The organism is Dermacoccus sp. PE3 (genome assembly GCF_001021715.1).
GTDB classification, from domain to species: domain Bacteria; phylum Actinomycetota; class Actinomycetes; order Actinomycetales; family Dermatophilaceae; genus Dermacoccus; species Dermacoccus abyssi.
The window spans coordinates 13439-34955 of record NZ_LDCM01000001.1; the positions used below are offsets into that span (position 1 = coordinate 13439).

The 21517-nt window shown below is 68.1% G+C and carries 20 protein-coding genes and 1 tRNA gene; all 21 read right to left on the reverse strand.

Annotated features, from left to right (window positions below; genetic code table 11):
• Positions 1 to 19 precede the first annotated feature (19 nt).
• Positions 20 to 925, reverse strand: coding sequence for a F0F1 ATP synthase subunit gamma (locus tag AA983_RS00075; protein ID WP_047310249.1), 906 nt, complete (start codon positions 923 to 925; stop codon positions 20 to 22).
• A gap of 96 nt (positions 926 to 1021) precedes the next feature.
• The gene (gene atpA, locus AA983_RS00080; protein ID WP_047311024.1) at positions 1022 to 2656 is read right to left on the reverse strand and encodes a F0F1 ATP synthase subunit alpha; all 1635 of its coding nucleotides are present in this window, start codon (positions 2654 to 2656) and stop codon (positions 1022 to 1024) included.
• Between the two features lie 80 nt (positions 2657 to 2736).
• Positions 2737 to 3549: a F0F1 ATP synthase subunit delta gene (locus tag AA983_RS00085; RefSeq protein ID WP_047310250.1), complete on the reverse strand. Its 813-nt coding sequence runs from the start codon at positions 3547 to 3549 to the stop codon at positions 2737 to 2739.
• A complete protein-coding gene (locus AA983_RS00090) occupies positions 3549 to 4121 on the reverse strand; it encodes a F0F1 ATP synthase subunit B (RefSeq protein ID WP_047310251.1) in 573 nt (190 codons plus the stop codon). Before AA983_RS00090 ends, AA983_RS00085 begins: the two co-directional genes overlap by 1 nt.
• Positions 4122 to 4169: 48 nt before the next feature.
• Positions 4170 to 4379 (reverse strand): ATP synthase F0 subunit C, encoded by a 210-nt coding sequence (gene atpE, locus AA983_RS00095; RefSeq protein ID WP_047310252.1) that lies wholly within the window; start codon positions 4377 to 4379, stop codon positions 4170 to 4172.
• A 71-nt stretch (positions 4380 to 4450) separates the two neighbouring features.
• Positions 4451 to 5260: a F0F1 ATP synthase subunit A gene (gene atpB / locus AA983_RS00100; RefSeq protein ID WP_047310253.1), complete on the reverse strand. Its 810-nt coding sequence runs from the start codon at positions 5258 to 5260 to the stop codon at positions 4451 to 4453.
• A 139-nt stretch (positions 5261 to 5399) separates the two neighbouring features.
• Positions 5400 to 5861 carry a hypothetical protein gene (locus AA983_RS00105; protein ID WP_047310254.1) on the reverse strand — a complete coding sequence of 154 codons (462 nt, stop codon included), beginning with the start codon at positions 5859 to 5861 and terminating at the stop codon, positions 5400 to 5402.
• 87 nt (positions 5862 to 5948) lie between these two features.
• A complete protein-coding gene (locus tag AA983_RS00110) occupies positions 5949 to 7049 on the reverse strand; it encodes an MraY family glycosyltransferase (protein WP_047310255.1) in 1101 nt (366 codons plus the stop codon).
• Positions 7050 to 7064: 15 nt separating this feature from the next.
• Positions 7065 to 8336: a serine hydroxymethyltransferase gene (gene glyA / locus AA983_RS00115; RefSeq protein ID WP_047310256.1), complete on the reverse strand. Its 1272-nt coding sequence runs from the start codon at positions 8334 to 8336 to the stop codon at positions 7065 to 7067.
• 10 nt (positions 8337 to 8346) lie between these two features.
• Positions 8347 to 9336 (reverse strand): L-threonylcarbamoyladenylate synthase, encoded by a 990-nt coding sequence (locus AA983_RS00120; protein ID WP_047310257.1) that lies wholly within the window; start codon positions 9334 to 9336, stop codon positions 8347 to 8349.
• Positions 9337 to 9439: 103 nt separating this feature from the next.
• Positions 9440 to 9823 carry a DUF1304 domain-containing protein gene (locus tag AA983_RS00125; protein ID WP_047310258.1) on the reverse strand — a complete coding sequence of 128 codons (384 nt, stop codon included), beginning with the start codon at positions 9821 to 9823 and terminating at the stop codon, positions 9440 to 9442.
• Positions 9820 to 11235, reverse strand: a complete 1416-nt coding sequence (gene prmC / locus AA983_RS15050; RefSeq protein ID WP_082128585.1) for a peptide chain release factor N(5)-glutamine methyltransferase — start codon at positions 11233 to 11235, stop codon at positions 9820 to 9822. The genes AA983_RS00125 and prmC overlap by 4 nt, the downstream gene beginning before the upstream one ends.
• 4 nt (positions 11236 to 11239) lie before the next feature.
• Complete coding sequence (gene prfA / locus AA983_RS00135; protein WP_047310259.1) at positions 11240 to 12322, reverse strand: peptide chain release factor 1; 1083 nt, start codon at positions 12320 to 12322, stop codon at positions 11240 to 11242.
• Between the two features lie 81 nt (positions 12323 to 12403).
• Positions 12404 to 12619 carry a 50S ribosomal protein L31 gene (gene rpmE, locus AA983_RS00140; RefSeq protein WP_047310260.1) on the reverse strand — a complete coding sequence of 72 codons (216 nt, stop codon included), beginning with the start codon at positions 12617 to 12619 and terminating at the stop codon, positions 12404 to 12406.
• 543 nt (positions 12620 to 13162) lie between these two features.
• Positions 13163 to 15220 (reverse strand): transcription termination factor Rho, encoded by a 2058-nt coding sequence (gene rho / locus AA983_RS00145; protein WP_052946892.1) that lies wholly within the window; start codon positions 15218 to 15220, stop codon positions 13163 to 13165.
• A gap of 341 nt (positions 15221 to 15561) precedes the next feature.
• Positions 15562 to 16524, reverse strand: coding sequence for a homoserine kinase (gene thrB / locus AA983_RS00150; protein ID WP_052946698.1), 963 nt, complete (start codon positions 16522 to 16524; stop codon positions 15562 to 15564).
• 2 nt (positions 16525 to 16526) lie between these two features.
• The gene (gene thrC / locus AA983_RS00155) at positions 16527 to 17630 is read right to left on the reverse strand and encodes a threonine synthase (protein ID WP_047310262.1); all 1104 of its coding nucleotides are present in this window, start codon (positions 17628 to 17630) and stop codon (positions 16527 to 16529) included.
• Position 17631: 1 nt separating this feature from the next.
• Complete coding sequence (locus AA983_RS00160) at positions 17632 to 18945, reverse strand: homoserine dehydrogenase (protein ID WP_047310263.1); 1314 nt, start codon at positions 18943 to 18945, stop codon at positions 17632 to 17634.
• 2 nt (positions 18946 to 18947) lie between these two features.
• On the reverse strand, positions 18948 to 20315 hold the full coding sequence (gene lysA, locus AA983_RS00165) for a diaminopimelate decarboxylase (RefSeq protein WP_047310264.1): 1368 nt from the start codon (positions 20313 to 20315) through the stop codon (positions 18948 to 18950).
• A gap of 65 nt (positions 20316 to 20380) precedes the next feature.
• Positions 20381 to 21208: a hypothetical protein gene (locus AA983_RS00170; RefSeq protein ID WP_047310265.1), complete on the reverse strand. Its 828-nt coding sequence runs from the start codon at positions 21206 to 21208 to the stop codon at positions 20381 to 20383.
• A 215-nt stretch (positions 21209 to 21423) separates the two neighbouring features.
• Positions 21424 to 21495: transfer RNA gene (locus AA983_RS00175), tRNA-Arg, on the reverse strand.
• Positions 21496 to 21517: the final 22 nt, after the last annotated feature.

Below are 21517 nucleotides of genomic sequence, written 5' to 3' on the forward strand. Positions count from 1 at the left end.
TTCCTTTGCGTTGAGGCGCTCAACTGGCGTCCGCGAGGGCGCTGGCGCCACCCACGATTTCGCTGATCTCTTGCGTGATCTCGGCCTGACGGGCCTGGTTGGCCAGTCGGGTGTAAGTCTTGACGAGTTCCGTGGCGTTGTCCGTCGCGGACTTCATCGCGCGCTGACGTGCGGCGAGCTCGGAAGCAGCCGACTGCAGCAGCGCGTTGAAGATACGAGCGTTGACGTACCGCGGGAGCAGTGCGTCGAGCACGCCCTCGGGGTTCGGCTCGAACTCGTACAGCGGCATGGGGCCCTCGGCGTCGTCCGCTTCGGCCTCGCGCTCCTCCACGCCCAGGGGCAGGAGGCGGATGACGCGGGACTGCTGCGTCACCATGCTCTTGAACTGGGTGTACACGACGTGAAGCTCGTCGACACCGCCCTCGTCCGAACCCTTGATGAAGTCCTCGGTGAGGCGATCACCGATCTCTTCGGCGTTCTCGAACTTGGGGCTGTCGGTGAAGCCCGTCCACTCGGCCTCGTACGGACGGCGACGGAACTTGTAGTAGCCCACGCCCTTACGTCCGACGATGTAGGGAACGACCTCCTTGCCGTCGTTCTCCAGGCGCGTGATGAGCTCCTGGGCTTCCTTCATCGCGTTGACCGAGTACGAGCCGGCGAGGCCGCGGTCGGCAGTGACGATGAGGACACCCGCGCGCTTGACGTGCTCGCGTTCGGTGGTCAGTGCGTGGTCGATGTCCGACGTGGACGACGCGACCGAGGAGACCGCTCGCGTCAGGGCGACCGCGTAGGGCGTCGACTTCGCGACGGCCTCACGAGCCTTGACCACGCGCGAGGCAGCGATGAGCTCCATCGCGCGCGTGATCTTCTTGGTCGCCTGGACGGACCGGATGCGCTGGCGGTAGACCCGCTGCTGCGCTCCCATAGCTTTCCGCCTCTCTGTACTGGTTCTGACGTGGTGGTGGGGATGACCTTCGTACCGGCCCCGTGGGAGACCCCGACGGGGCCGGTATGAGGAGGATCACTGCTTGCGCTTGGTGATCTTCTCCTGGTTGATGTGGTCCTCGTCGATCTCGTCGAACTGCTCGGAACCCTCACCACTGCGGTCGGACGAAGCCTGGAACTGCTTCTTGAACGCTTCCATGTTCTTGGCGAAGACGTCCTTGCCGTCGTCGGCCAGCTTGCCGCTCTCGCGGATCGCGCGCATGAAGTCACCGTTCTCACGGTTCATGTACTCGATCCACTCGGCCTCGAAGCGCTGCACGTCCTCGGTCTTGACGTCGTCGAACTGACCGGTGGTACCGGCCCACAGCGACGCGACCTGGTTCTCGACCGGGAACGGGTTGTTCTGCGGCTGCTTGAACATCTCCATGAGGCGCTCACCGCGAGCGAGCTGACGACGCGAAGCGGCGTCGAGGTCGGAGGCGAACATGGCGAACGCCTGCATCTCGCGGAACTGAGCGAGGTCGACCTTGATCGAACCGGTGACGGCCTTCATGGCCTTCGTCATGGCGGCACCACCGACTCGCGACACGGAGATACCCACGTCGACGGCCGGGCGCTGGTTCGAGTTGAACAGGTCGGACTGGAGGAAGATCTGACCGTCGGTGATCGAGATGACGTTGGTCGGGATGTACGCCGAGACGTCACCGGCCTTCGTCTCGATGATCGGAAGACCCGTCATGGAGCCGTGGCCCAGGTCGTCGGAGAGCTTCGCGCAACGCTCGAGCAGACGCGAGTGCAGGTAGAAGACGTCACCCGGGTAGGCCTCACGGCCCGGCGGGCGGCGCAGCAGCAGCGACATGGCGCGGTAGGCCTCGGCCTGCTTGCTGAGGTCGTCGAAGACGATGAGGACGTGCTTGCCCTGGTACATCCAGTGCTGGCCGATGGCCGAACCGGTGAACGGAGCCAGGTACTTGAAGCCCGCCGCGTCACCCGCCGGAGCGTTGACGATCGTCGTGTACTCCAGGGCGCCGGCCTCTTCGAGCGTGGCGCGAACCTCGGCGACGGTCGAGTTCTTCTGACCGATGGCGACGTAGATGCAGCGAACCTGCTTGTCCGGGTCGCCCGTCTCCCAGTTCTGCTTCTGGTTGATGATCGTGTCGGTGGCGATCGTCGTCTTGCCCGTCTTGCGGTCACCGATGATCAGCTGACGCTGACCGCGACCGATCGGCGTCATCGAGTCGATGGCCTTGATACCGGTCATGAGCGGCTCGTGGACCGACTTACGCTGAACGACGGTGGGCGCCTGGAGCTCGAGGGCGCGGCGGCCCTCGGCCTCGATGTCACCGAGACCGTCGATCGGCTGACCGAGCGGGTTGACGACGCGGCCCATGAAGCCGTCGCCGACCGGAACGGAGAGCACCTCGCCCGTGCGCTTGACGGGCTGGCCCTCTTCGATGCCGGCGAACTCGCCGAGGACGACGACACCGATCTCGTGAACGTCGAGGTTCAGCGCGATACCGAGCGTGCCGTCTTCGAACTGCAGCAGTTCGTTGGTCATGGCCGAGGGCAGACCCTCGACGTGCGCGATGCCGTCAGCGGCATCGGCAACGCGGCCGACCTCTTCGCGGGAGGCCGCGCCGGGCTCGTAGGACTGAACGTAACCGTTCAGCGCTTCCCGGATCTCCTCCGGACGGATCGAAAGCTCCGTCATCATCACTCCTTGTCATGGGCCCGCTTCGGGCGCCGAGCTGTTTTAGCTGGGCCGCGGTAGCGGCCCGGGATGGCGTCGTGTCAGCCGGACAGGTGGGCGCGTGCCTCGTCGAGACGGCGCGAGATCGTGCCGTCGATGACGTCGTCACCCACCTGAACCTTGATGCCGCCGACGACCTCGGGGTCGATGACGACGTTCGTCTGCACGGGCTTGCCGTACATCTTGGACAACGCGGCGCGCAGTCGCTCCGACTGCTCGCCCGTCAGTTCGACGGCGCTCGTGACGAGTGCCTGCGACTGACCACGACGGCTTGCGATACCGGCGAGGAATTCCTCCATCGTCCGGTCGAAGCGTCGTCCGCGGGGGTTGCCCGCTGCGCGACCGGCCAGGAAGAGAGTCTCCTCACTCACCTTGCCCTCGAGCAGACGGGAGACGAGGCCGCGCTTGTCCGCGCCGCTACGACCGCGGTCGGCCAGCGCGTCGCGCAGACCGGCATCGGAGGCAACCGTGCGCTCGAAGCGGAACATCTCGTTCTCGAACGAGTCGGCGCGTTCGGCCTTCTCCGCCGAGGCGGTGAGGGCTTCGACAGCCAGCTGCTCGAGTGCGTCGGACAGATCACGCTCCGAGGACCAACGCTCACCCACCGCAGCGGTGAGCACCTCGCTGGCCTCGTTGCCGACCTTGCCGCCGAACAGGCGCTGGGCGAGCCCGCGCTTGACGTCGGCGTCACGCGACGAGTCGGCGAACGCCCGACGGAGCGTGGCATTCGTGTCCATGACGTCGATGACCGCGAACAGGTCACGCGCCGTGGCCTTCGGGTCACTCAGGCCCGACAGCGTGCCGTTGAGCACCCGACGGGTCGAGGTGAGAGCCGTACGCGAAGAGCCCTGCATCAGGCATCCACTCGCGAACTGCCGGAGGCTTCCGGACGGATGTCGCCGGACTCGAGCTCGGCGAGGAAGCGGTCGATGATGCCCTTCTGACGCGCTTCGTCGTGCAGGGACTCACCGACGATGCGGCTCGCGAGCTCGGTGGACAGACCGCCCACCTCGCTACGGAGCTGAACCGTGGCCTGCTGACGCTCGGCCGCGATCTGCTTCGTCGCGTTCTCGTTGATGCGCGTTGCCTCGGCCGTGGCCTGCTCGCGGCTTTCCGCGATGATGGCCGCGCCCTGGGCACGGGCGTCCTCGCGGATCTTCGCGGCCTCAGCGCGCGCGTCGGCGAGCTGCGACTCGTACTGCTGCTTCGCGGCGTCGGCCTCCTTCTGGGCCTCCTCCGCCTTGGCGATGCCGCCCTCGATGGCCGCCGTACGCTCCGCGTACATGCGCTCCATGTTGGGAACGACCTTCGTCTTGAACAGCCAGTAGAGGATCGCGAAGGCGATGAGCCCGATGATCATCTCGGCCGGGTGCGGCAGGAGCGGAAGTGCCTCCGGCCAACCGGCGCCTTCAGATGCGAGGAACACCTTGGCTTCCTATCTGTTGAGGGGACTGATCAGGTTCGAAGAGCTGGATCAGCCCTGGAAGACGAACGCGAAGACCAGACCCAGGATGGCAAGGGCCTCGGTGAGGGCCATGCCGGTGAAGGCGATGGTCTGGAGCATGTTGCGAGCCTCGGGCTGGCGAGCCACACCCTGGATGTAGGCGGCGAAGATCAGGCCGATGCCGATACCGGGGCCGATAGCCGCAAGACCGTAGCCGAGGAATGCGATGTTGCCGGACATGTTGCTTCCTTTCGAGAGGCACCGGGACCTCTTCCCGGTGTCGCTGAGTTCAGAGGGTCAGAGTGTCCGAATCAGTGGTGTTCGGACGCCGCGTCCGCGATGTACAGAGCGGCGAGCATGGTGAAGATGAAGGCCTGCAGGAACTCGATGAGGAGTTCGAAGAAGGTCATCAGGATGGCCGAGGCGAAGGACAGGATTCCCGCGCCCTGCAGCCCGATGTTGCCACCGTGCAGGAGCAGGTACTCGCCTCCGACGATGAACACGAGCAGCATGAGGTGCCCGGCCATCATGTTTCCGAAGAGTCGCAGTGCGAGCGTCAGCGGGCGGATGACGAAGTACGTGAGGAACTCGAGCACGAACATGATCGGCTTGAGCCAGCCGGGCAGACCCGGGGGGATTAGCGAACCCATGTACTTGCCGAAGCCACCCTTCGCCTTCACCGCAACCACGTGGTAGGTGATGAAGACGATGATCGTGAGAACGATCGGGAAGGCGATGCGACCCGTGCTGGGGTACTGGATGAACGGGATGATGCCCGCCAGGTTGTTGAACAGGATCAGCGTGAAGCACGTGAGCAGCAGCGGAACGAACCGCATGAAGTCCTTGGAGCCGATGATGTCTCGGCCAATCGTGTTGCGCACGAAGTCGTAGGCACCCTCGGCCATGAACTGACGCTTGCTCGGCACGACGGAGAGCTTCTTGCCCGTGACCGAGACGAAGAACCAGCCGATGAGCAGGGCCGAGATGAGGAAAACGACCGCCGGGCGCGTGATGGCCCAGTTGCTGTCGCCGCCGATGAGGGGCCACCAGAAATCGCTCGTGGTCGGAGACTCGAAGGACTCCCCTTCGGCAACGAGGGCCGCGCCCGCGATGAAGCTCACAAATTCTCCTCAGTCAGCATCCAGCAAGAAAAGTCACAGTGTCTGTTGCAATCGGATCGGCCCTGCCGCCCTCGGCGGGGGCCCGATCGGTCGTGCACGCCGGAGACAGAACGCATTCTACCCGACGCAGTGGCGCGGTTCACGTTCGCCCACCTGCCCCGGCGTCGCCCGCCTCCGGGTCGTAGACCAGTTGGCGCGTTCGCATGAAGCTGCGCACCTGGAAGATCTGCCACGCCACGACCACGACGGCCACCGTGATACCGGTTGCCGGCCCGTCGAGCGAGTCGATACGGCGCGCAGCCACGAGCACCAGGCCGAGCACGATGATCTGGCCGAAGAAGACGGCCATGGCCGCAGCCATGATGGCCATGGGGTTGAGGTTGCGCAACGTGCGAAGGACGAGCAGACCGCTCGCGAAGAAGCCCAGGGCCAGCGCCGCACCGAAGAGGGCGGAAAGGCCCCCGGCGACACCACCGAGGACGAAGAAGACCACGGCACACACGAGCCCGATGAGCGCACTGGGCAGGAACGACGAGCGCAACATGGCGTCGAAGGGCGACACGGAGGTCACCCCGCGCGGTGCGGTGTCGTGGGAGTCCATGGGAGGGCTCTCAATCTGCTCTGGCGTGTGGTTTCACGTCGGGCGGAGGGGCCGGATTTCGGGGCGTCCGGGCGCTTGTGAAAACTATCACAAGGTCCTTCGGCGTCGCCAACGGGGCAGGCCCCACGTGAGCGCGAAGGCGAGCACGGTGAGCCCGATGAGAGCCGCCAGCGAGCGCTCCACGGGCCAGTACGCCATCGAGACGAGACCGAGCGCGATGCCGATGGACCACAGGTAGAGGATGAGCACGGCCGCGCGGTGAGTGTGACCGATCTGCAGCATCCGGTGGTGCAGGTGCCGGCCGTCCGCCTCCCACGGCTTCTGCCCGGATCGGATGCGTCTGACGATCGAGGCCGCGAAGTCCCACAGCGGCACCGCCAGAATGGCCAGCGGCACGAGCAGGGGAAGCATGAAGGCGACCGACGCGTCACCCGCACTCGAGACGACAGCCGGGTCGAGGTTTCCCGCGAACGAGATCGTGGCCGACGCCATGAGAGTGCCGAGCAGGAGCGAACCGGCGTCACCCATGAAGAGCCGAGCCGGATGGAAGTTGTGCGGCAGGAAGCCGACGCAGGCACCCACCGTTGCCGCGGAGATGAAGGCCGAGGTCGAGAAGACCCGATCCCCTGACGCCGAGGCCTGCTGGTAGGCGTAGAAGAAGAACGACGCCGACGCGATGGCGACCATGCCGGCCGCCAGACCGTCGAGGCCGTCCACCCAGTTCACCGCGTTGACGATGACGAGGATGACGAAGACCGACAGGACGACGAGGAACGGCGTCGGTAGGACGGTCTGCTCCCCCAGCGGCAGCATGAGGAACTGGACACCGGAGACGACGAGGACGCAGGACGCGAGCGCCTGCCCGCCGAACTTGATGGCCCAGTTGAGCTCGGCGAAGTCGTCCCACGCGCCGAGGGCACACATCATGCCGGCCGCGATGAGTGTGCCGACGGCTTCACGCGTGCCGAAGATCTGGGACAGATACGGCAGTTGCGACGAGACGAGCGTCGCGGCGGCGAAACCGATGAACAGAGCCGTGCCGCCCAGGCGCGGGATCGGGACGGCATGCACGTCCCTGGCCCGCACCTGGGTCACCGCGCCGAAACGGATGGCCGCCCATCGTGCGAGCGGCGTCGCGACGAACGTGAAGACCGCCGCGACGACGCTGATGAGGAAGTACTCACGCACGGGCCGGCGCCGACCTCAGCGGGGGTAGGCGGGGAAACGCGTGACGAGGTCGGTGACCTGCTCGCGGATCTCCTTGGCGACGGCGTTGTCGGCCGAGCCGTCGGTTTCGGTGACGGCACGGTGAATGACGTCGGCGATGACGTCCATCTCCTCGAGACCCATACCCTGCGTCGTCACCGACGGCGTGCCGACACGGATACCCGAGGCCACGTTCGGCTTCTGCGGGTCGAACGGGATGGCGTTCTTGTTGAGCGTGATGCCTGCGGCGTCGCAGCGCAGTTCGGCGTCAGCGCCGGTGACACCGACGCCCTGCAGGTCGAGCAGCGACAGGTGCGTGTCCGTGCCACCGGTGGTCGGACGGATGCCCTTGGCCGCGAGGCCTTCGGCGAGACGCTGGGAGTTGGCGATGACGTCCTTCGCGTACTTCTGGTACTCCGGCGTCGCACACTCCTTGAAGTTGACCGCCTTCGCCGCGATCGTGTGCATCTGCGGGCCACCCTGCATCATCGGGAAGACGGCCTTGTCGATGGCCTTGGCGTGCTCTTCCTTGCAGACGATGGCGCCCGAGCGCGGGCCGCGCAGCACCTTGTGCGTGGTGAAGGAGACGACGTCGGCGTAGGGCACCGGCGACGGGATGGCCTTGCCTGCCACGAGACCGATGAAATGCGCTGCATCGACCCAGAAGATGGCACCGACCTCGTCGGCGATGGCGCGGAAGCGCTCGAAGTCGATGAGACGCGGGATGGCGGAGCCGCCGGCGAGGATGACCTTCGGCTTGTGCTCCTTGGCGAGGCGCTCGACCTCGTCGTAGTCGATGTCCTCGGTCTCCTTGTCGACGCCGTAGCCGACGGCGTTGAACCACTTACCCGAGAACGAAACCTTGGTGCCGTGCGTGAGGTGCCCGCCCATGGGCAGGCTCATGGCGAGGATGGTCTCGCCCGGCTGCATGAAGGCGCCGTAGACAGCCTGGTTCGCGGAGGCACCCGAGTGCGGCTGCACGTTCGCGTGATCGGCGCCGAACAGTGCCTTGGCGCGCTCGATGGCGATCTCCTCGGCCTTGTCGACCTCCAAGCAACCGCCGTAGTAGCGGCGGCCCGGGTAGCCCTCGGCGTACTTGTTCGACAACGTCGAACCGAGCGCCGTGAGGACGGCCGGGCTCGACATGTTCTCGCTCGCGATGAGCTGCAGACCGCCGCGCAGACGATCGAGTTCGGAAATCAGCACACCGGCGATGTCGGGATCGAAGGACTCGAGGGCGGCGTAGTCGGAGCCGTAGAACGTCGTCATGGGTTCAACCTTAGTCGGTGGGACGCCCGGGACGACCGGGCAGTTCGGCACTTCGCACGGGCTCACGCTCGAAGGGCGGCTCGGCGCCCACGCCGCCCGCAGGCATGGCCTGGGTGGCGTCGCTCGAGCGGTCGACGTCAGCGCCCGCCCCGGGCGTCACCGGGACGGCACGCGTGCGCCGCTCGGCCCGCGTGGCGGGGGCCGCCGCGCTCTCGTCGGCGGCACTCTCGTCGCGGGAGTCGGTGGAACTCTGTGCGGCGTGGGTGGCGTCGCTCTCGTCGCTCGTCGAGGCGTCGGCCTCGGCGGCGGCTTCCTCGTCGGCCCGGGGCGTCTCGGAGACCGGAGCGCCGGTGGAGTCGAGCAGATCGATCGGGCCGAGCACCTCACGCAGCTGCTCGGGCGTGATGCCACCGCGGCGCAGAAGCACCGGGTCGGCCTTCGTGCAGTCGATGATCGTGCTCGCGAGGGCACCTGAACGCTCACCGCCGTCGAGGTAGACCTCCACGCTGGGACCGAAGGCGAAACCCGCCTCCGTGACGGTGCGGGCGGTCTCCTCACCGGTGCGGTTCGCGGAGCTGACCGCCATCGGCCCACTCGAGCGCAGCAGCTCGAGAGCGATCTCGTCGTCCGGCACGCGCAGGCCGACAGTGCCGTTCGTGTCACCGAGATCCCACATGAGCGAAGGCTGGGCGCGGAAGATGAGCGTCAGGCCACCGGGCCAGAAGCGCTCCATGAGGCGTCGCGCGTAGGAGGGCACGTTCATCGCGAGACCGTCGACGGTCTCGGCACTGGGCACGAGAACGGCGGGCGGCTTCTCACGGCCACGTCCCTTGGCGGCCAGCAGGCCTGCAACTCCGTCGGGGTTGAACGGGTCGGCGCCAACTCCGTAGACGGTGTCGGTGGGCAGGACGACGAGCTTGCCCTCGCCGATCGCCACCGTGGCGGCCTCGATCGCCGCAGCGCGATCCCCGCTGGTCGAGACGTCAAATACCGGGCTCACGCCACACTCCTCCAGGTCGAATCCGCCCTTGTTGCTTCCGCAAGTCTCCCCCACCGGCGCTCGCACGTCGAACCCGTGCCACGCCGCGACGGAGCCCGCCGCGTCATCGCGTGAGAGCCCACGCGAGCAGAGCGAGCAGCGGCAGGGCTCCCTGGACCGTCGCGGCACGCAGCTTGGCGCGATCGCTCGTCACGAGAACGAGCGCCGCCGCCACCATGAAGGCGCACCCGGTGACTAAGAGGGTCGAACCGACGGTCGGTGCTGCCCACAGGCAGACAACGCCCACGGCGACCTGGAGCGCGAGCAGAAGGTTGTACCAGCCCTGGTTGTACGCCCAGGGGCGCATGATCTCGGCCTCTTCGCGGCTCGCGATACCGAAGACCTTCATCGTCGCGGGGTCGGTGATGCGCAGCGACTCGAGCACGAAGATGTAGACGTGGACAAGAGCAGCCAGCGCGGCGGGCACCGCGACGAGGATCTGACTCATGAACGCTCCTGGGCGTGATGGGCGTCGAGTGGAACAGAGGATTCCTCGACGTCGGGGAGATGGGTGGGGCGGCCCGCGATGACATCACGGGCCAGCCGGACGAGGTCCGCCGGCCAGACGGGGTGAGCCGCGGCGTCGAGATCGTCGAGCGACCACCACCGCCACTCCTGCATCGTCATCTGCTCTTCCGGAGTGAGGGCTGCGGGTTCGACGTCGAAGCGAGGGCATCGGACGACGAAGAAGGTCTCGTGTTGGTAGGTGATCTGGTCGGAGAATCCGTGAGAGACGGTCCGCGAGGCGACAGGGCCCACGACGTCGGCCTCGTCGATGCGTAAACCCGTTTCTTCCCACAGCTCCCGCACGGCTGCGGTTCGGGCACCCTCCCCCGGATCGACGCCGCCGCCCGGGGTGGCCCACCAGGTGAAGACCGGGTCGAGGCCCTGGTCGGAGTCGACGTAGAGCAGAACGGCGTCGCTCTCGTCGAGGACGACGAGGCGCACCGCCTCACGAGTTCGCGAGGGACGCTCGTGGGGCGCGACCGCTTCGAACGCGCCCCCACCCTCGCGGCGGGCGATCGTCATGCGCGGCTTGTCGGCGGCGTCGCGCACGTCGTGGGCCTGATCGAACCCACGGCTCGCGAGGAGAGCTGCGGGCAGCGTCTCGCCCTGGACGTCGGCGTGCTCCATGACGAGGTGCCCACCCGGCTTGAGCAGTGCGGCCGCCCGCTCGGCGATCTGCACCGGGAACCTCAAGCCGTCGTCGCTGCCGCCGTACAGCGCGATCGAGGGATCGTGATCGGCCACTTCCGGGTCGACCGGCACCATGCCGACAGGGATGTAGGGCGGGTTGCTCACGACGACGTCGAAACGGCCCTCAAGCCCCGCTAGAGCCTCACGCGCATCCTCAACGCTCAAGTGGACGTCGAGGCTCGTCGCGGCGATGTTGTGGGCCGTCCAGGCCGCTGCGGCCTCGTCGAGCTCAACTGCGCAGACATCGAGATCCGGGCGCTCGTGCTTGACGGCCAGCGCGATGGCACCTGAACCCGTGCACAGGTCGACAACGCGACCGCCGTGCGGGGCCAGGCGGATCGTCTCGTCGACGAGCATCTCCGTCTCCGGGCGGGGCACGAAAACACCCGGCCCGACACTGAGCTCGAGGTGGCGGAACGGCGCCTTGCCGGTGAGATGCTGCAGGGGTAGTCGGGCCGCACGCTCGTCCACGAGGCCGGCGAAGCGCTCAGCCTCGGCGTCGTCGAGGTCACGCCCGAGGATCTCGAGGCGTCGCACCTCCCCCAGGGTCACACCGAGAGCGTGCGCCATGAGGGCGGCGGCGTCGTGGGCAGCGGATTCGACGCCGGCGTCGTACAGGCGCTGACGCGCGTTCCGGATCACGTCGCGCAGCGATGCTGCCACCGGTTCAGTCCTCCTGGCCGACGGCGGCCAGCCGCGCGGCCTCGTCGGCGTCAACTGCGGACTGGACCACGGCGTACAGGTCGCCGTCGAGCACGGTGTCGAGGTTGTAGGACTTGTAGCCGGTGCGGTGATCGGCGATGCGGTTCTCGGGGAAGTTGTAGGTGCGGATGCGCTCGCTGCGGTCCACGGTGCGCACCTGCGACTTGCGGGCCGCACTGGCCTCGGCCTCGCGCCGCTCGAGTTCGATCTGACGCAGGCGGGCCTTGAGCACGCGAAGCGCCGACTCCTTGTTCTGCAGCTGCGACTTCTCGTTCTGGCAGGAGACGACGACGCCGCTCGGCAGGTGGGTGATACGCACGGCCGAGTCGGTCGTGTTGACGCTCTGGCCGCCCGGTCCAGAGCTGCGGTAGACGTCGATCTTGAGGTCGTTCGGGCCGAACTCGACCTCGTCCTCCTCCTCGATGTCGGGCATGACGAGCACGCCGGCGGCGCTCGTGTGGATGCGGCCCTGGCTCTCGGTGACGGGGACACGCTGGACGCGGTGCACTCCGCCTTCGTACTTGAGACGCGCCCACGGCGCCTGCCCCGGCTCGGGGGTGCCCTTGGCGCGCACCGTGAGGCGGACGTCCTTGTAGCCGCCGAGGTCGGCGTCGGTGGCGTCGGAGATCTCCGCCTTCCAACCGCTGCGCTCGGCGAAGCGCAGGTACATGCGCACGAGGTCACCGGCGAACAGGGCCGATTCGGCGCCGCCCTCGCCGGCCTTGACCTCGAGGACGACGTCACGATCGTCGTCCTCGTCGCGCGGGAGCAGGAGCTTGCGCAGAACGTCGGCGGTCTCGTCGCGGTGCGTGCGCAGTGCGGGCAGTTCCTCGCCGAAGGCAGGGTCTTCCGCGGCGAGCTCTTCGGCGGCGCTCACGTCCTCGGTGGCGCTCTTCCACGCGTGGTACGCGGCGACCGTCGGGGCGAGCTGCGCGTACCGCTTGTTGAGCCGGCGCATGAGCGTCGGGTCGGCGTGCGTCGCGGGGTCGGCGAGCTGCTTCTCGAGGTCGTCGTACTCGGCGACGATCGTGGCTGCGGATTCAAGCACGGGGGCTCCTGGGCGTGGGAAGGACGTGGGAATGCAAAACGCCGACCCCAGCAGAGTTGCTGGGGTCGGCGTGTGCGAAGACTACTTGGCGTCCTTCTTGCCGTAGCGCGCCTGGAAGCGAGCGACTCGGCCACCGGTGTCCATGAGCTTCTGCTTACCCGTGTAGAAGGGGTGGCAGTTGGAGCACACTTCGACGTTGATCTTGCCGGACGTCGCGGTGCTGCGGGTCTCGAACGTGTTGCCGCAGGTGCAGGACACCGTCGTGGCGACGTATTCGGGGTGAAGGTTCTTCTTCACGGGGTTCTCCTAGCTGTTGAGGATGCCGCCGGGTCGTCTGCTCGGGCGAGCGACGTGAACCGGAAGCCAACAATGAAGTTTGCCAGACGAGCTGGACACCTTCCAAAACAGACGAAGCCCGGAACCTATTCCCGGGCCGTCGGCTGCCGATGCGGGACCGAACCAGACGCAGGACGTGGACGCAGCTGGCACCTCGGTGCGCGTAGGCGCGACTGGGGAAGAAACCTTCCCTACTTGCGTCCAGAAACGCCCCCGAAGACACAAGAAGGGAAGAGACCATCCCTATTTGCGTGTACGCGGGTACCACGAAAAGAGTGCGACACGTCATCGGAGAAGAGGGTGCGACACGTCATCGGATCAGAGTCCCTGTTGCGAGCCCCAAGCAGGCGACGGCGCAGACCGCTGGAAGCCGACCCGCCGCGTGTCGCAGCGAGACAGGCCCGCCAGGGCCTGGCCGCAAGACGCGCCTGGACGACGGCGAGGACCCTGGAAGCAGTGAGGCCGGTGCGAGCTCGCTCGCACCGGCCTCACTGCTGAACAGGATCAGTCCTCGTCGTCGTCCAGCTTGATGTTGGAGGTTTGCTGAACCTGCATGAGGAACTCGACGTTGTGCTTCGTCTTCTTGAGGCGGTCGATGAGCAGCTCGATGCCCTGCTGCTGGTCGAGTGCGGCAAGCACGCGACGCAGCTTCCACATGATCTTCAGCTCTTCGGCCGACAGGAGGATCTCCTCGCGTCGAGTACCGGAGGCGTTGATGTCGACGGCCGGGAAGATGCGGCGGTTGGCGAGGCCTCGGTCGAGCTTGAGCTCCATGTTGCCGGTGCCCTTGAACTCTTCGAAGATGACCTCGTCCATGCGCGAGCCGGTTTCGACGAGCGCCGTGGCGAGGATCGTCAGCGATCCGCCGTTCTCGATGTTGCGCGCGGCACCGAAGAACTTCTTCGGCGGGTAGAGCGCGGCCGAGTCGACACCACCGGAGAGGATGCGACCGCTCGCCGGGGCGGCGAGGTTGTACGCGCGTCCGAGCTTGGTGATCGAGTCGAGGAGGACGACGACGTCGTGACCCATCTCGACGAGGCGCTTGGCGCGCTCGATGGCGAGCTCGGCGACCGTCGTGTGGTCCGTGGCGGGACGGTCGAAGGTGGAGGCGATGACCTCACCCTTGACCGCGCGCTGCATGTCGGTGACTTCCTCGGGACGCTCGTCGACGAGGACGACCATGAGGTGGCACTCGGGGTTGTTCGTCGTGATGGCGTTCGCGATCGACTGCATGACCATCGTCTTACCGGCCTTGGCGGGCGCGACGATGAGGCCGCGCTGGCCCTTACCGATGGGGGCGACGAGGTCGATGATGCGGGTCGTGAGGACGTTCGGCGTCGTCTCGAGGCGCAGGCGCTCCTGCGGGTAGAGCGGCGTCAGCTTGCCGAACTCGACGCGCTTCTTGGCGGCGTCGACCGTCATGCCGTTGACGGTGTCGAGGCGCACGAGCGCGTTGAACTTCTGGCGTGCCGGCAGCTGCTCACCCTCGCGCAGGGCCCGCACGGCGCCGGTGACGGCGTCACCCTTGCGCAGTGCGTTCTTCTTGACGAGGTTCATCGGGACATAGACGTCCGTCGGGCCCGAGAGGTAGCCGGTAGTGCGCACGAAGGCGTAGTTGTCGAGGACGTCGACGATGCCGGCGACCGGCACGAGGACGTCGTCCTCGCGGATCTCGGGTGCCTCGTCCTCGAAGTCACGCCCACGGCCACCTCGGCGGCCGGAACGGTCACGGTCACGGCCGCGCTGACGACGGCGGCGTCCGCCGCGCTCGTCGTCATCGTTGTTGTTGCCGTTGTTGTTGCGCTCGTTGCGCCCGCCACGCTCGTTCTTGTCGGAACGGTCGTCGCGCTTGTCCGAACGGTCGTTGTTGTCGCGGTTCTCGCGGTTGTCCCGCTTGTCGCCGCGCTCACCGTCACGACGCTCGTTCTGGTTGCCCTGGCCACGCTCGCGCTTGTCGGAGCCGTCGTGCTTGTCCGGGCGCTCGTTGCTGCTCTTGTCGTGGCCCTTGTCGGAGTTGCCCTTGTCGGAACCCGACTGGTCGGAGGATCCGCGGTTCGAACCGGAGTCGTTGCCGTCACGCTTGCCACCGTCACGGCGCTCGTCGCGCTGGCCACGGCCGTCGTTCTTGGCGTTGTTCGACGCGTCGTTCTGGCCGGACTCGTTCTGAGCGTTCGCGCCGTCGTTCTGGCCGTCGCGCTTCGGACGCTCCTCGCCGCCGCGGCGACCGCGACGGGTACGCGGGCGTCCCTGCCCCTGCTCGTCACCGTTGTCCGACGCGTCACCTGCCGGTGCGCCGGCGGCGTTCGCGTTCGTGGAGTCACCGTCACGCTGGGCGCGTTGCGGCTTCTCGCTGGGCGCTTCGGCGGCCTGCTCTTCACGCACGGCACGACGCGCGCTCGGCGCGGTCGAGGTGAGCTCGCCGGCCTGCGGGCGGCTGCCGCTCACACCGTTGGCCTCCGCGCGCGCTGCGCGAATGGCAGCGACGAGGTCGACCTTGCGCATCTTGGAGATGCCACCGATACCCATGCTCTGCGCGAGCTGCTTGAGCTCGTCGAGGCGCATCGCGGACAGCGCGCCGCGCGGGCTGGACTGCGCCGGTGCGGCAGGCGTTTGTTCAGACACGAAGGATCCTTCCCCCTCGTTCGGCCCGCGTGTCAGATACGCGGACGGGATGTGAGTGGAGCCGGGTTCGAACAGAAACGAACCCGCTGCCGACCTCGTCCGGGGACGGACGGGGGATTCGGCAATGCACGAAAGCGCGGGTGGATCACCTGCGAGGCAGGTAGGCGTTCTTGGGACGTCGAAAGAAATTCGAGGCCTCCGCTGCCGCGACCGTGAAACGGTGACGGCCCGAGCGCCCTGGGAATTTCACCCGGGTGCACCTTGACGTTACACCCCCGACCTCACGAGGACGAAACCACGTGCACCCCACGGCTTGTTGTGCCGGGCGAAATGATCTCCACGTCGCTGGCCACCGCACGCACGGCTTCCTCTCCCTGCCCGCTCGTCAGGGCGAGCACGGTGGGCCCGGCGCCCGAGATGACGGCAGGGATGCCGGCGTCGCGCAGAGCGTCGACGAGGGCCATCGACTCGGGGTAGGCGGGGCGACGGGCTTCCTGGTGAAGGTAGTCCTGGGTGGCCGGCATGAGGAGACTCGGGTCCGCGGTGAGGGCGTGCGCAAGCAGCGCCGTGCGCCCCGAGTTGCGAGCGGCGACGGCGAGCGGAACGGCGGTGGGCAGCGCGGCACGCGCGGTGGCCGTCGACAGACGTCGCTGCGGCACGACGAGTACCGGCACGAGGTGGGGGTGCGGCGCGAGGACAGCGCTTCGCCAGTCGCCTGCGTCACCATTGCCGGCCCAGCTCACCGTAACGTTGCCGTACACGGACGCGGATGCGTTGTCCGGGTGGCCCTCGATGCTCGAGGCGATGTCGCTGACGAAGCGCAGCACGGTGTCGTCCGCGAGGTCGAGGCCCGCCAGGGCCGTCCCGAGCGCGACACCGGTGACCGCGGCACTGGCCGACGAGCCCATCCCGCGCGAGTGCGGAATGGCACCCCGGTAGCTCAGCCTCAGGCCCTGCGGAGCGTCCAGACCGAGCGCCTGCCAGGCGGCCACCATGGCCCGGTAGGCCAGGTGCGACTCGTCCAGCGGCACCTCCCCCTCACCGAAACCGGTGGCCTCGACGACGAGCGAGTCGCCCTCGACGCTCGCCTCGGCCTCGTCCCAGACGCCGAGCGCCATGCCGATAAAGTCGAAGCCCGGCCCGAGGTTGGCCGTGCTCGCAGGCACTCGCACTTGAGCGCGGGCACCGGCGGCGACGACGGCCCCGTCACGCAGCGGTTCGGCGCTCGTCACACGGTGCGCCATCGTCAGGAGTCGAGGCCGAGCGCCCGCGCCACCGAGTACGCGTCGACGTCGACGCGCTCGGGCTGGATGTCGTCACCGTCCGCGTTGCGCAGCGCCCACTGCGGGTCCTTGAGGCCGTGGCCCGTGACCGTGCAGACGATTGTGGCGCTCGCGGGAACCTGACCGGCGGCGTGCTTCTTGAGCAGGCCGGCAATCGACGCGGCCGAGGCGGGCTCGACAAAGATGCCCTCCTCGCTCGAGAGGTAGCGGTGGGCGTCGAGGATCTCGTCGTCGCTCACCCAGTCGATGAGGCCGCCGGAGTCGTCGCGGGCCTCCTCGGCCTGCTTCCACGACGCCGGGTTGCCGATACGGATTGCGGTGGCGATGGTCTCGGGCTCGTCGAACGGGTGCCCGGCGACGATGGGCGAGGCACCCTCGGCCTGGAAGCCCCACATCTTCGGCGTCTTCGTGGAGACGGCCGGCAGTTCGCGCCCGTCGGCGGTGGTGAACGGCGCCGCGTACTCGCGGTAGCCGCGCCAGTAGCCGGTGATGTTGCCCGCGTTGCCGACCGGCAGCACGTGGATGTCCGGGGCGTCACCGAGGGCGTCGACGATCTCGAAGCTTGCCGTCTTCTGCCCCTCGATGCGGGCCGGGTTGACGGAGTTGACGAGCTCGACCGGGTAGTTCTCGGCGAGCTTGCGCGCCACCGTGAGGCAGTCGTCGAAGTTGCCGTCGACCTGGAGCAGCTGCGCGCCGTGCGCGATGGCCTGACTCAACTTGCCCATGGCGATCTTGCCGTCCGGCACGAGCACCGCACACGTCATGCCGGCCTTCGTCGCGTAGGCGGCCGCAGAGGCGGACGTGTTGCCCGTCGACGCACAGATGACGGCCTTGGCGCCGTTCTTCGCGGCCATCGACATCGCCGTCGTCATGCCGCGGTCCTTGAACGAGCCCGTGGGGTTGAGGCCCTCGTACTTGACGAAGACGCGTGCACCGACGCGCTTGCTCAGCTTCTCCGCCTCGATGAGGGGCGTGCCGCCCTCGCCGAGGGTGACGACGGGGGCTCCGTCGAGCATCGGCAGACGCTCGGCGTACTCGGTGATGACGCCGCGCCACAGGTGGGCCATGTCAGATTCCTTCCGCGCGCAGCACCGACGTCACGCTCGTGACGTCGGGCAGCTTCTTAATGGTGTCGACCGTGGTCGCGAGGGCCGATTCGGGGGCCTCGTGGGTCATGAACGTAAGCGAGGCGAGCCCGTCCTCGGAGCGGCGCACGCCTTGGCGCATGCTCTCGATCGAGACGCCCTGATCGCCGAAGGCGCTCGTCACGCGACCGAGCACGCCGGGCTCGTCGGCCACCTCGACGCGCACGACGTAGCGGGTGAGCGATTCACCGATCGGCAGGATCGGCAGGTTGGCGTACGCCGACTCCCCCGCGCCGTGCGAGCCGCTGACGCGGTGCCGGGCGGCGTGGACGATGTCGCCCAGCACGGCGGATGCCGTGGGGTCGCCGCCGGCGCCACGCCCGTAGAACATGAGCTCGCCGGCGAGCTTCGTCTCGACGAAGACGGCGTTGAACGCCTCGCGCACCGTGGCGAGCGGGTGCGAGCGGGCCAGAAGCACAGGGTGCACCCGGACGTTGACGCCAGGGCCACCGTCGGCCCCGTCGCGCTCGACTTTCTCGGCGATGGCGAGCAACTTGATGACGCAACCGGCGCGGCGAGCGGCCTTGATGTCCTCCGCCGTCAGGCCCATGATGCCCTCGCAGTGCACGTCACTCGTGCGCACCCGGGTGTGGAACGCCAAGGAGGCGAGGATCGCAGCCTTGGCCTGGGCGTCGTGGCCCTCGACGTCGGCGGTCGGGTCGGCCTCTGCGTACCCGAGGCTCTGCGCCTCGGCGAGCACGTCCTCGAGGTTTGCGCCGGTGCGGTCCATCTTGTCGAGGATGAAGTTCGTCGTGCCGTTGACGATGCCGAGCACCTTCGTCACCTCGTCGCCGGCGAGCGACTCGCGCAGCGGACGGATGAGCGGAATGGCGCCCGCGACGGCTGCCTCGTAGGACAGGTCGACGCCGTGCTCCATCGCGAGCTGGTAGAGCTCGGGGCCGGCTTCGCCGAGCAGGGCCTTGTTAGCCGTGACGACGCTCGCGCCGTTCTCGAGGGCCTTCGTGATGAGCGACTTCGCAGGCTCCGTGCCGCCCATGAGCTCGACGACGATGTCGGCGCGCTCGACGAGGCCTTCGGCGTCGGTAGTGAACACGTCGGCGGGCAGGCCCGTCTCGGAACGGTCCTTCGACGCATCCCGAACGAGCGCGCCGACGATCTGGACCGGGGCCCCGACCCGGGCTTCGAAATCGGCTGCGTTGCGGGTGAGTTCACGCGCGACGGCGGTGCCGACGACGCCGCTGCCGAGCAGCGCCACCGTGATGGGCTTGGTCGTCATGGTCATTCCTCTTCCAGGGCGAGCAGGTCGTCGATGGTCTCCCGGCGCAGCAGGACGCGCGCGTCGCCGTCTTTGACGGCGACGACGGGCGGGCGCGGGACGTGGTTGTACTGCGACGCGAGCGCGCGGCAGTAGGCGCCGGTCGCGGCGACGGCGACGAGGTCACCGTCCGCAACGTCGGCGGGGAAGTTGATGTCGCGCACGACGATGTCGCCGCTCTCGCAGTGCTTGCCGACGATGCGGGTGGGCACGAGGTCGTCCGCGCCACCGCGGTTCGCGAGCGCCGCGTGGTAGTCAGCGGCGTAGAGAGCGGGGCGGGCGTTGTCGCTCATGCCGCCGTCGACGCTGACGTAGGAACGCACGAGGTCGTCCGTGGCCTGCACGGGCTTGACCGTGCCGACCCGGTAGAGCGTCACGCCGCCGGGGCCGATGATGCTGCGGCCCGGCTCAATCGAGACGCGCGGAACGGCGACACCGGCGTCGTCGCAGGCCGTCTTGACGATGCGCGCGAGCTGCTGCGCCATATCCGCCGGCTCGAGCGGGGTGTCGCTGGGCAGGTAGGCGATGCCGAACCCTCCGCCGAGGTCGAGTTCGGGCAACTCGACGCCGTGCGTTCGCGCGACGTCGAGCTGGAGGGCGACGAGGCGCGTCGCGGCCTCCTCGAACCCGTCCGATTCGAAGATCTGCGAGCCGATGTGGCTGTGGAAGCCGAGCAGTTCGAGCTCGGGGTGGGCGAGCACCCGGCCCACGGCGTCGGCGACCTGACCGTCCGCGAGGGAGAAACCGAACTTCTGGTCCTCGTGGGCCGTCGCGATGAACTCGTGGGTGTGGGCCTCGACGCCGAGCTTGACGCGCAGCATGACGGGCGCGCGCAGGTCGTGCTTGGCGGCTGCCGCGGCGACGCGTTCGATCTCCTCGAACGAGTCGACGACGATGCGCCCCACGCCGTACGCGAGCGCCGCGTCGATCTCCTCGACGCTCTTGTTGTTGCCGTGCATGCCGATGGCCTCACCGGGCACCTCGGCCTTACGGGCGATGGCGAGTTCGCCGCCGGAGCAGACGTCGAGACGCAGGCCCTCCTCGACGACCCAGCGCGCGATGTGCGACGTGAGGAACGCCTTGCCCGCGTAGTAGACGTCGGCCACCGTGCCGATGTCGCCGAACGCCGGCGAGAACGCCTCGCGGTAGGCGCGGGCGCGCCAGCGCACGTCGTCCTCGTCGATGACGTAGGCGGGGGTGCCGAAGCGGTCGGCCAGTTCGGTGACGGCAATACCGGCGATGCTGATGACGCCGTCGTCCCCGCGGCGGGCCGTGCGTGGCCAGACGATCTCCTCGAGGGGGCCGGTCGGCGCGTTCGGTACGGAACTCACGTCGCTGTCTCCTGCGGTGTCGAAATCGCTGCCGGTCGTGCTCGTCGGGCAAGCCGATGAGCCGATCAATAGGGTACGGGGGCGGCCAGGCGGGCCGCCGTCAGCGCCCCCGCGAGGACTCTACGGGCGGCGTCGAACACCGGCAGATCCGTCCGCGTGGCGGGCGAGTGTTCGGCGACCTGCGTGGTGCGCTCCGCGAGGATGACGATCTGGGTGAGCAACGGACGGGTGCGGCCGGTGCGTACGGCGTCCTCTGCCGCTTGCGGGACGAGGGCGAGCGCCGCGAGGAGTCGCCGCCCGGCGTCATCCGCACTCGCGCCCGCGGCGGTTCCCGCCTCCTCGCCGGCCCCGACGCCCGCGACGGCGACGGACGCGACCGCGTGTGCGCGTCGCACCAGGGCCATAGCGTTCGCGTCACGGCGCGAGGCGAGGACAAACTCAGGTGCTGCGACAGGTACCGGAGTCCGTTTCGGATGGGCGGCGTCGAGAAGCGCCCAGGTCAGCGCGTCGAGGCCGATTCGTTCCGCGGCCGCCGCGAACGTCATGGTTGCCCCGTCGATGTGAACGTCAGGCTGCACTGATTGCCACGTCGTCGCGGCCGCGCTGAGAGGCCCGAAGTCAATCTGCAGGCGCGTGCACCACTCAGGACGCGCGGCCACGTCGACGCTCAGTAGCCCCTTGTCGAAGGTCGCAAGCTCAAGCGCTCCCGGGACCGTCTCGTCCAGTGCCTCGCGAATCATCGCGTGCGCGGTCTCGGGGGAATCGGCGCGTCGACGTTCGACCATGACGTGCGCCACGTTGTTCGTGACGAAGCCGGCTTCCGCCGAAGGAGCCCACCGCCAGGCCACGCCGAGGCGCTCCCCCAGCGCCGAGGTCGTGGCCGCGTCGAACATGAGCCCGAGCGTAGCGAGTGAGACGACGTCACCTGCCCCTGGTGCGCCGCCGCTTGAGGGTTCCCGCGTGGAGACGAAGGGGACACGTGCCCCCTGCAGGAGCCGTCGCCCCTCGCAAGCTCGGGGTTTCTCCCGAATCCTTCGCGTTATCCAGGTATTGAGGAAGGCCGCCACACCTGCGCGAGCGCTTCGGCGTGACGGCCTTCCTCAACAAGTGCCCCCTGCAGGATTCGAACCTGCGCTCCCGCCTCCGGAGGGCGGTGCTCTATCCCCTGAGCTAAGGGGGCGGCGTGCGCCCTGAGGCGCGAC

Excerpts from the sequence above, each read along its gene's own strand:
- AA983_RS00085 (WP_047310250.1), bottom strand. The coding sequence starts at position 3,549 with ATGCAGGGCTCTTCGCGTACGGCTCTCACCTCGACCCGTCGGGTGCTC.
- AA983_RS00125 (WP_047310258.1), bottom strand. The coding sequence starts at position 9,823 with ATGAGTCAGATCCTCGTCGCGGTGCCCGCCGCGCTGGCTGCTCTTGTC.
- thrB (WP_052946698.1), bottom strand. The coding sequence starts at position 16,524 with ATGGCGCACCGTGTGACGAGCGCCGAACCGCTGCGTGACGGGGCCGTC.
- rho (WP_052946892.1), bottom strand. The coding sequence starts at position 15,220 with ATGCGCCTCGACGAGCTCAAGCAGCTCGCGCAGAGCATGGGTATCGGT.
- AA983_RS00075 (WP_047310249.1), bottom strand. The coding sequence starts at position 925 with ATGGGAGCGCAGCAGCGGGTCTACCGCCAGCGCATCCGGTCCGTCCAG.
- glyA (WP_047310256.1), bottom strand. The coding sequence starts at position 8,336 with ATGACGACGTTCTACGGCTCCGACTACGCCGCCCTCGAGTCCTTCGAT.
- AA983_RS00105 (WP_047310254.1), bottom strand. The coding sequence starts at position 5,861 with ATGGACTCCCACGACACCGCACCGCGCGGGGTGACCTCCGTGTCGCCC.
- AA983_RS00160 (WP_047310263.1), bottom strand. The coding sequence starts at position 18,945 with ATGACGACCAAGCCCATCACGGTGGCGCTGCTCGGCAGCGGCGTCGTC.
- AA983_RS00170 (WP_047310265.1), bottom strand. The coding sequence starts at position 21,208 with ATGTTCGACGCGGCCACGACCTCGGCGCTGGGGGAGCGCCTCGGCGTG.
- atpA (WP_047311024.1), bottom strand. The coding sequence starts at position 2,656 with ATGACGGAGCTTTCGATCCGTCCGGAGGAGATCCGGGAAGCGCTGAAC.
- thrC (WP_047310262.1), bottom strand. The coding sequence starts at position 17,630 with ATGGCCCACCTGTGGCGCGGCGTCATCACCGAGTACGCCGAGCGTCTG.
- atpE (WP_047310252.1), bottom strand. The coding sequence starts at position 4,379 with ATGTCCGGCAACATCGCATTCCTCGGCTACGGTCTTGCGGCTATCGGC.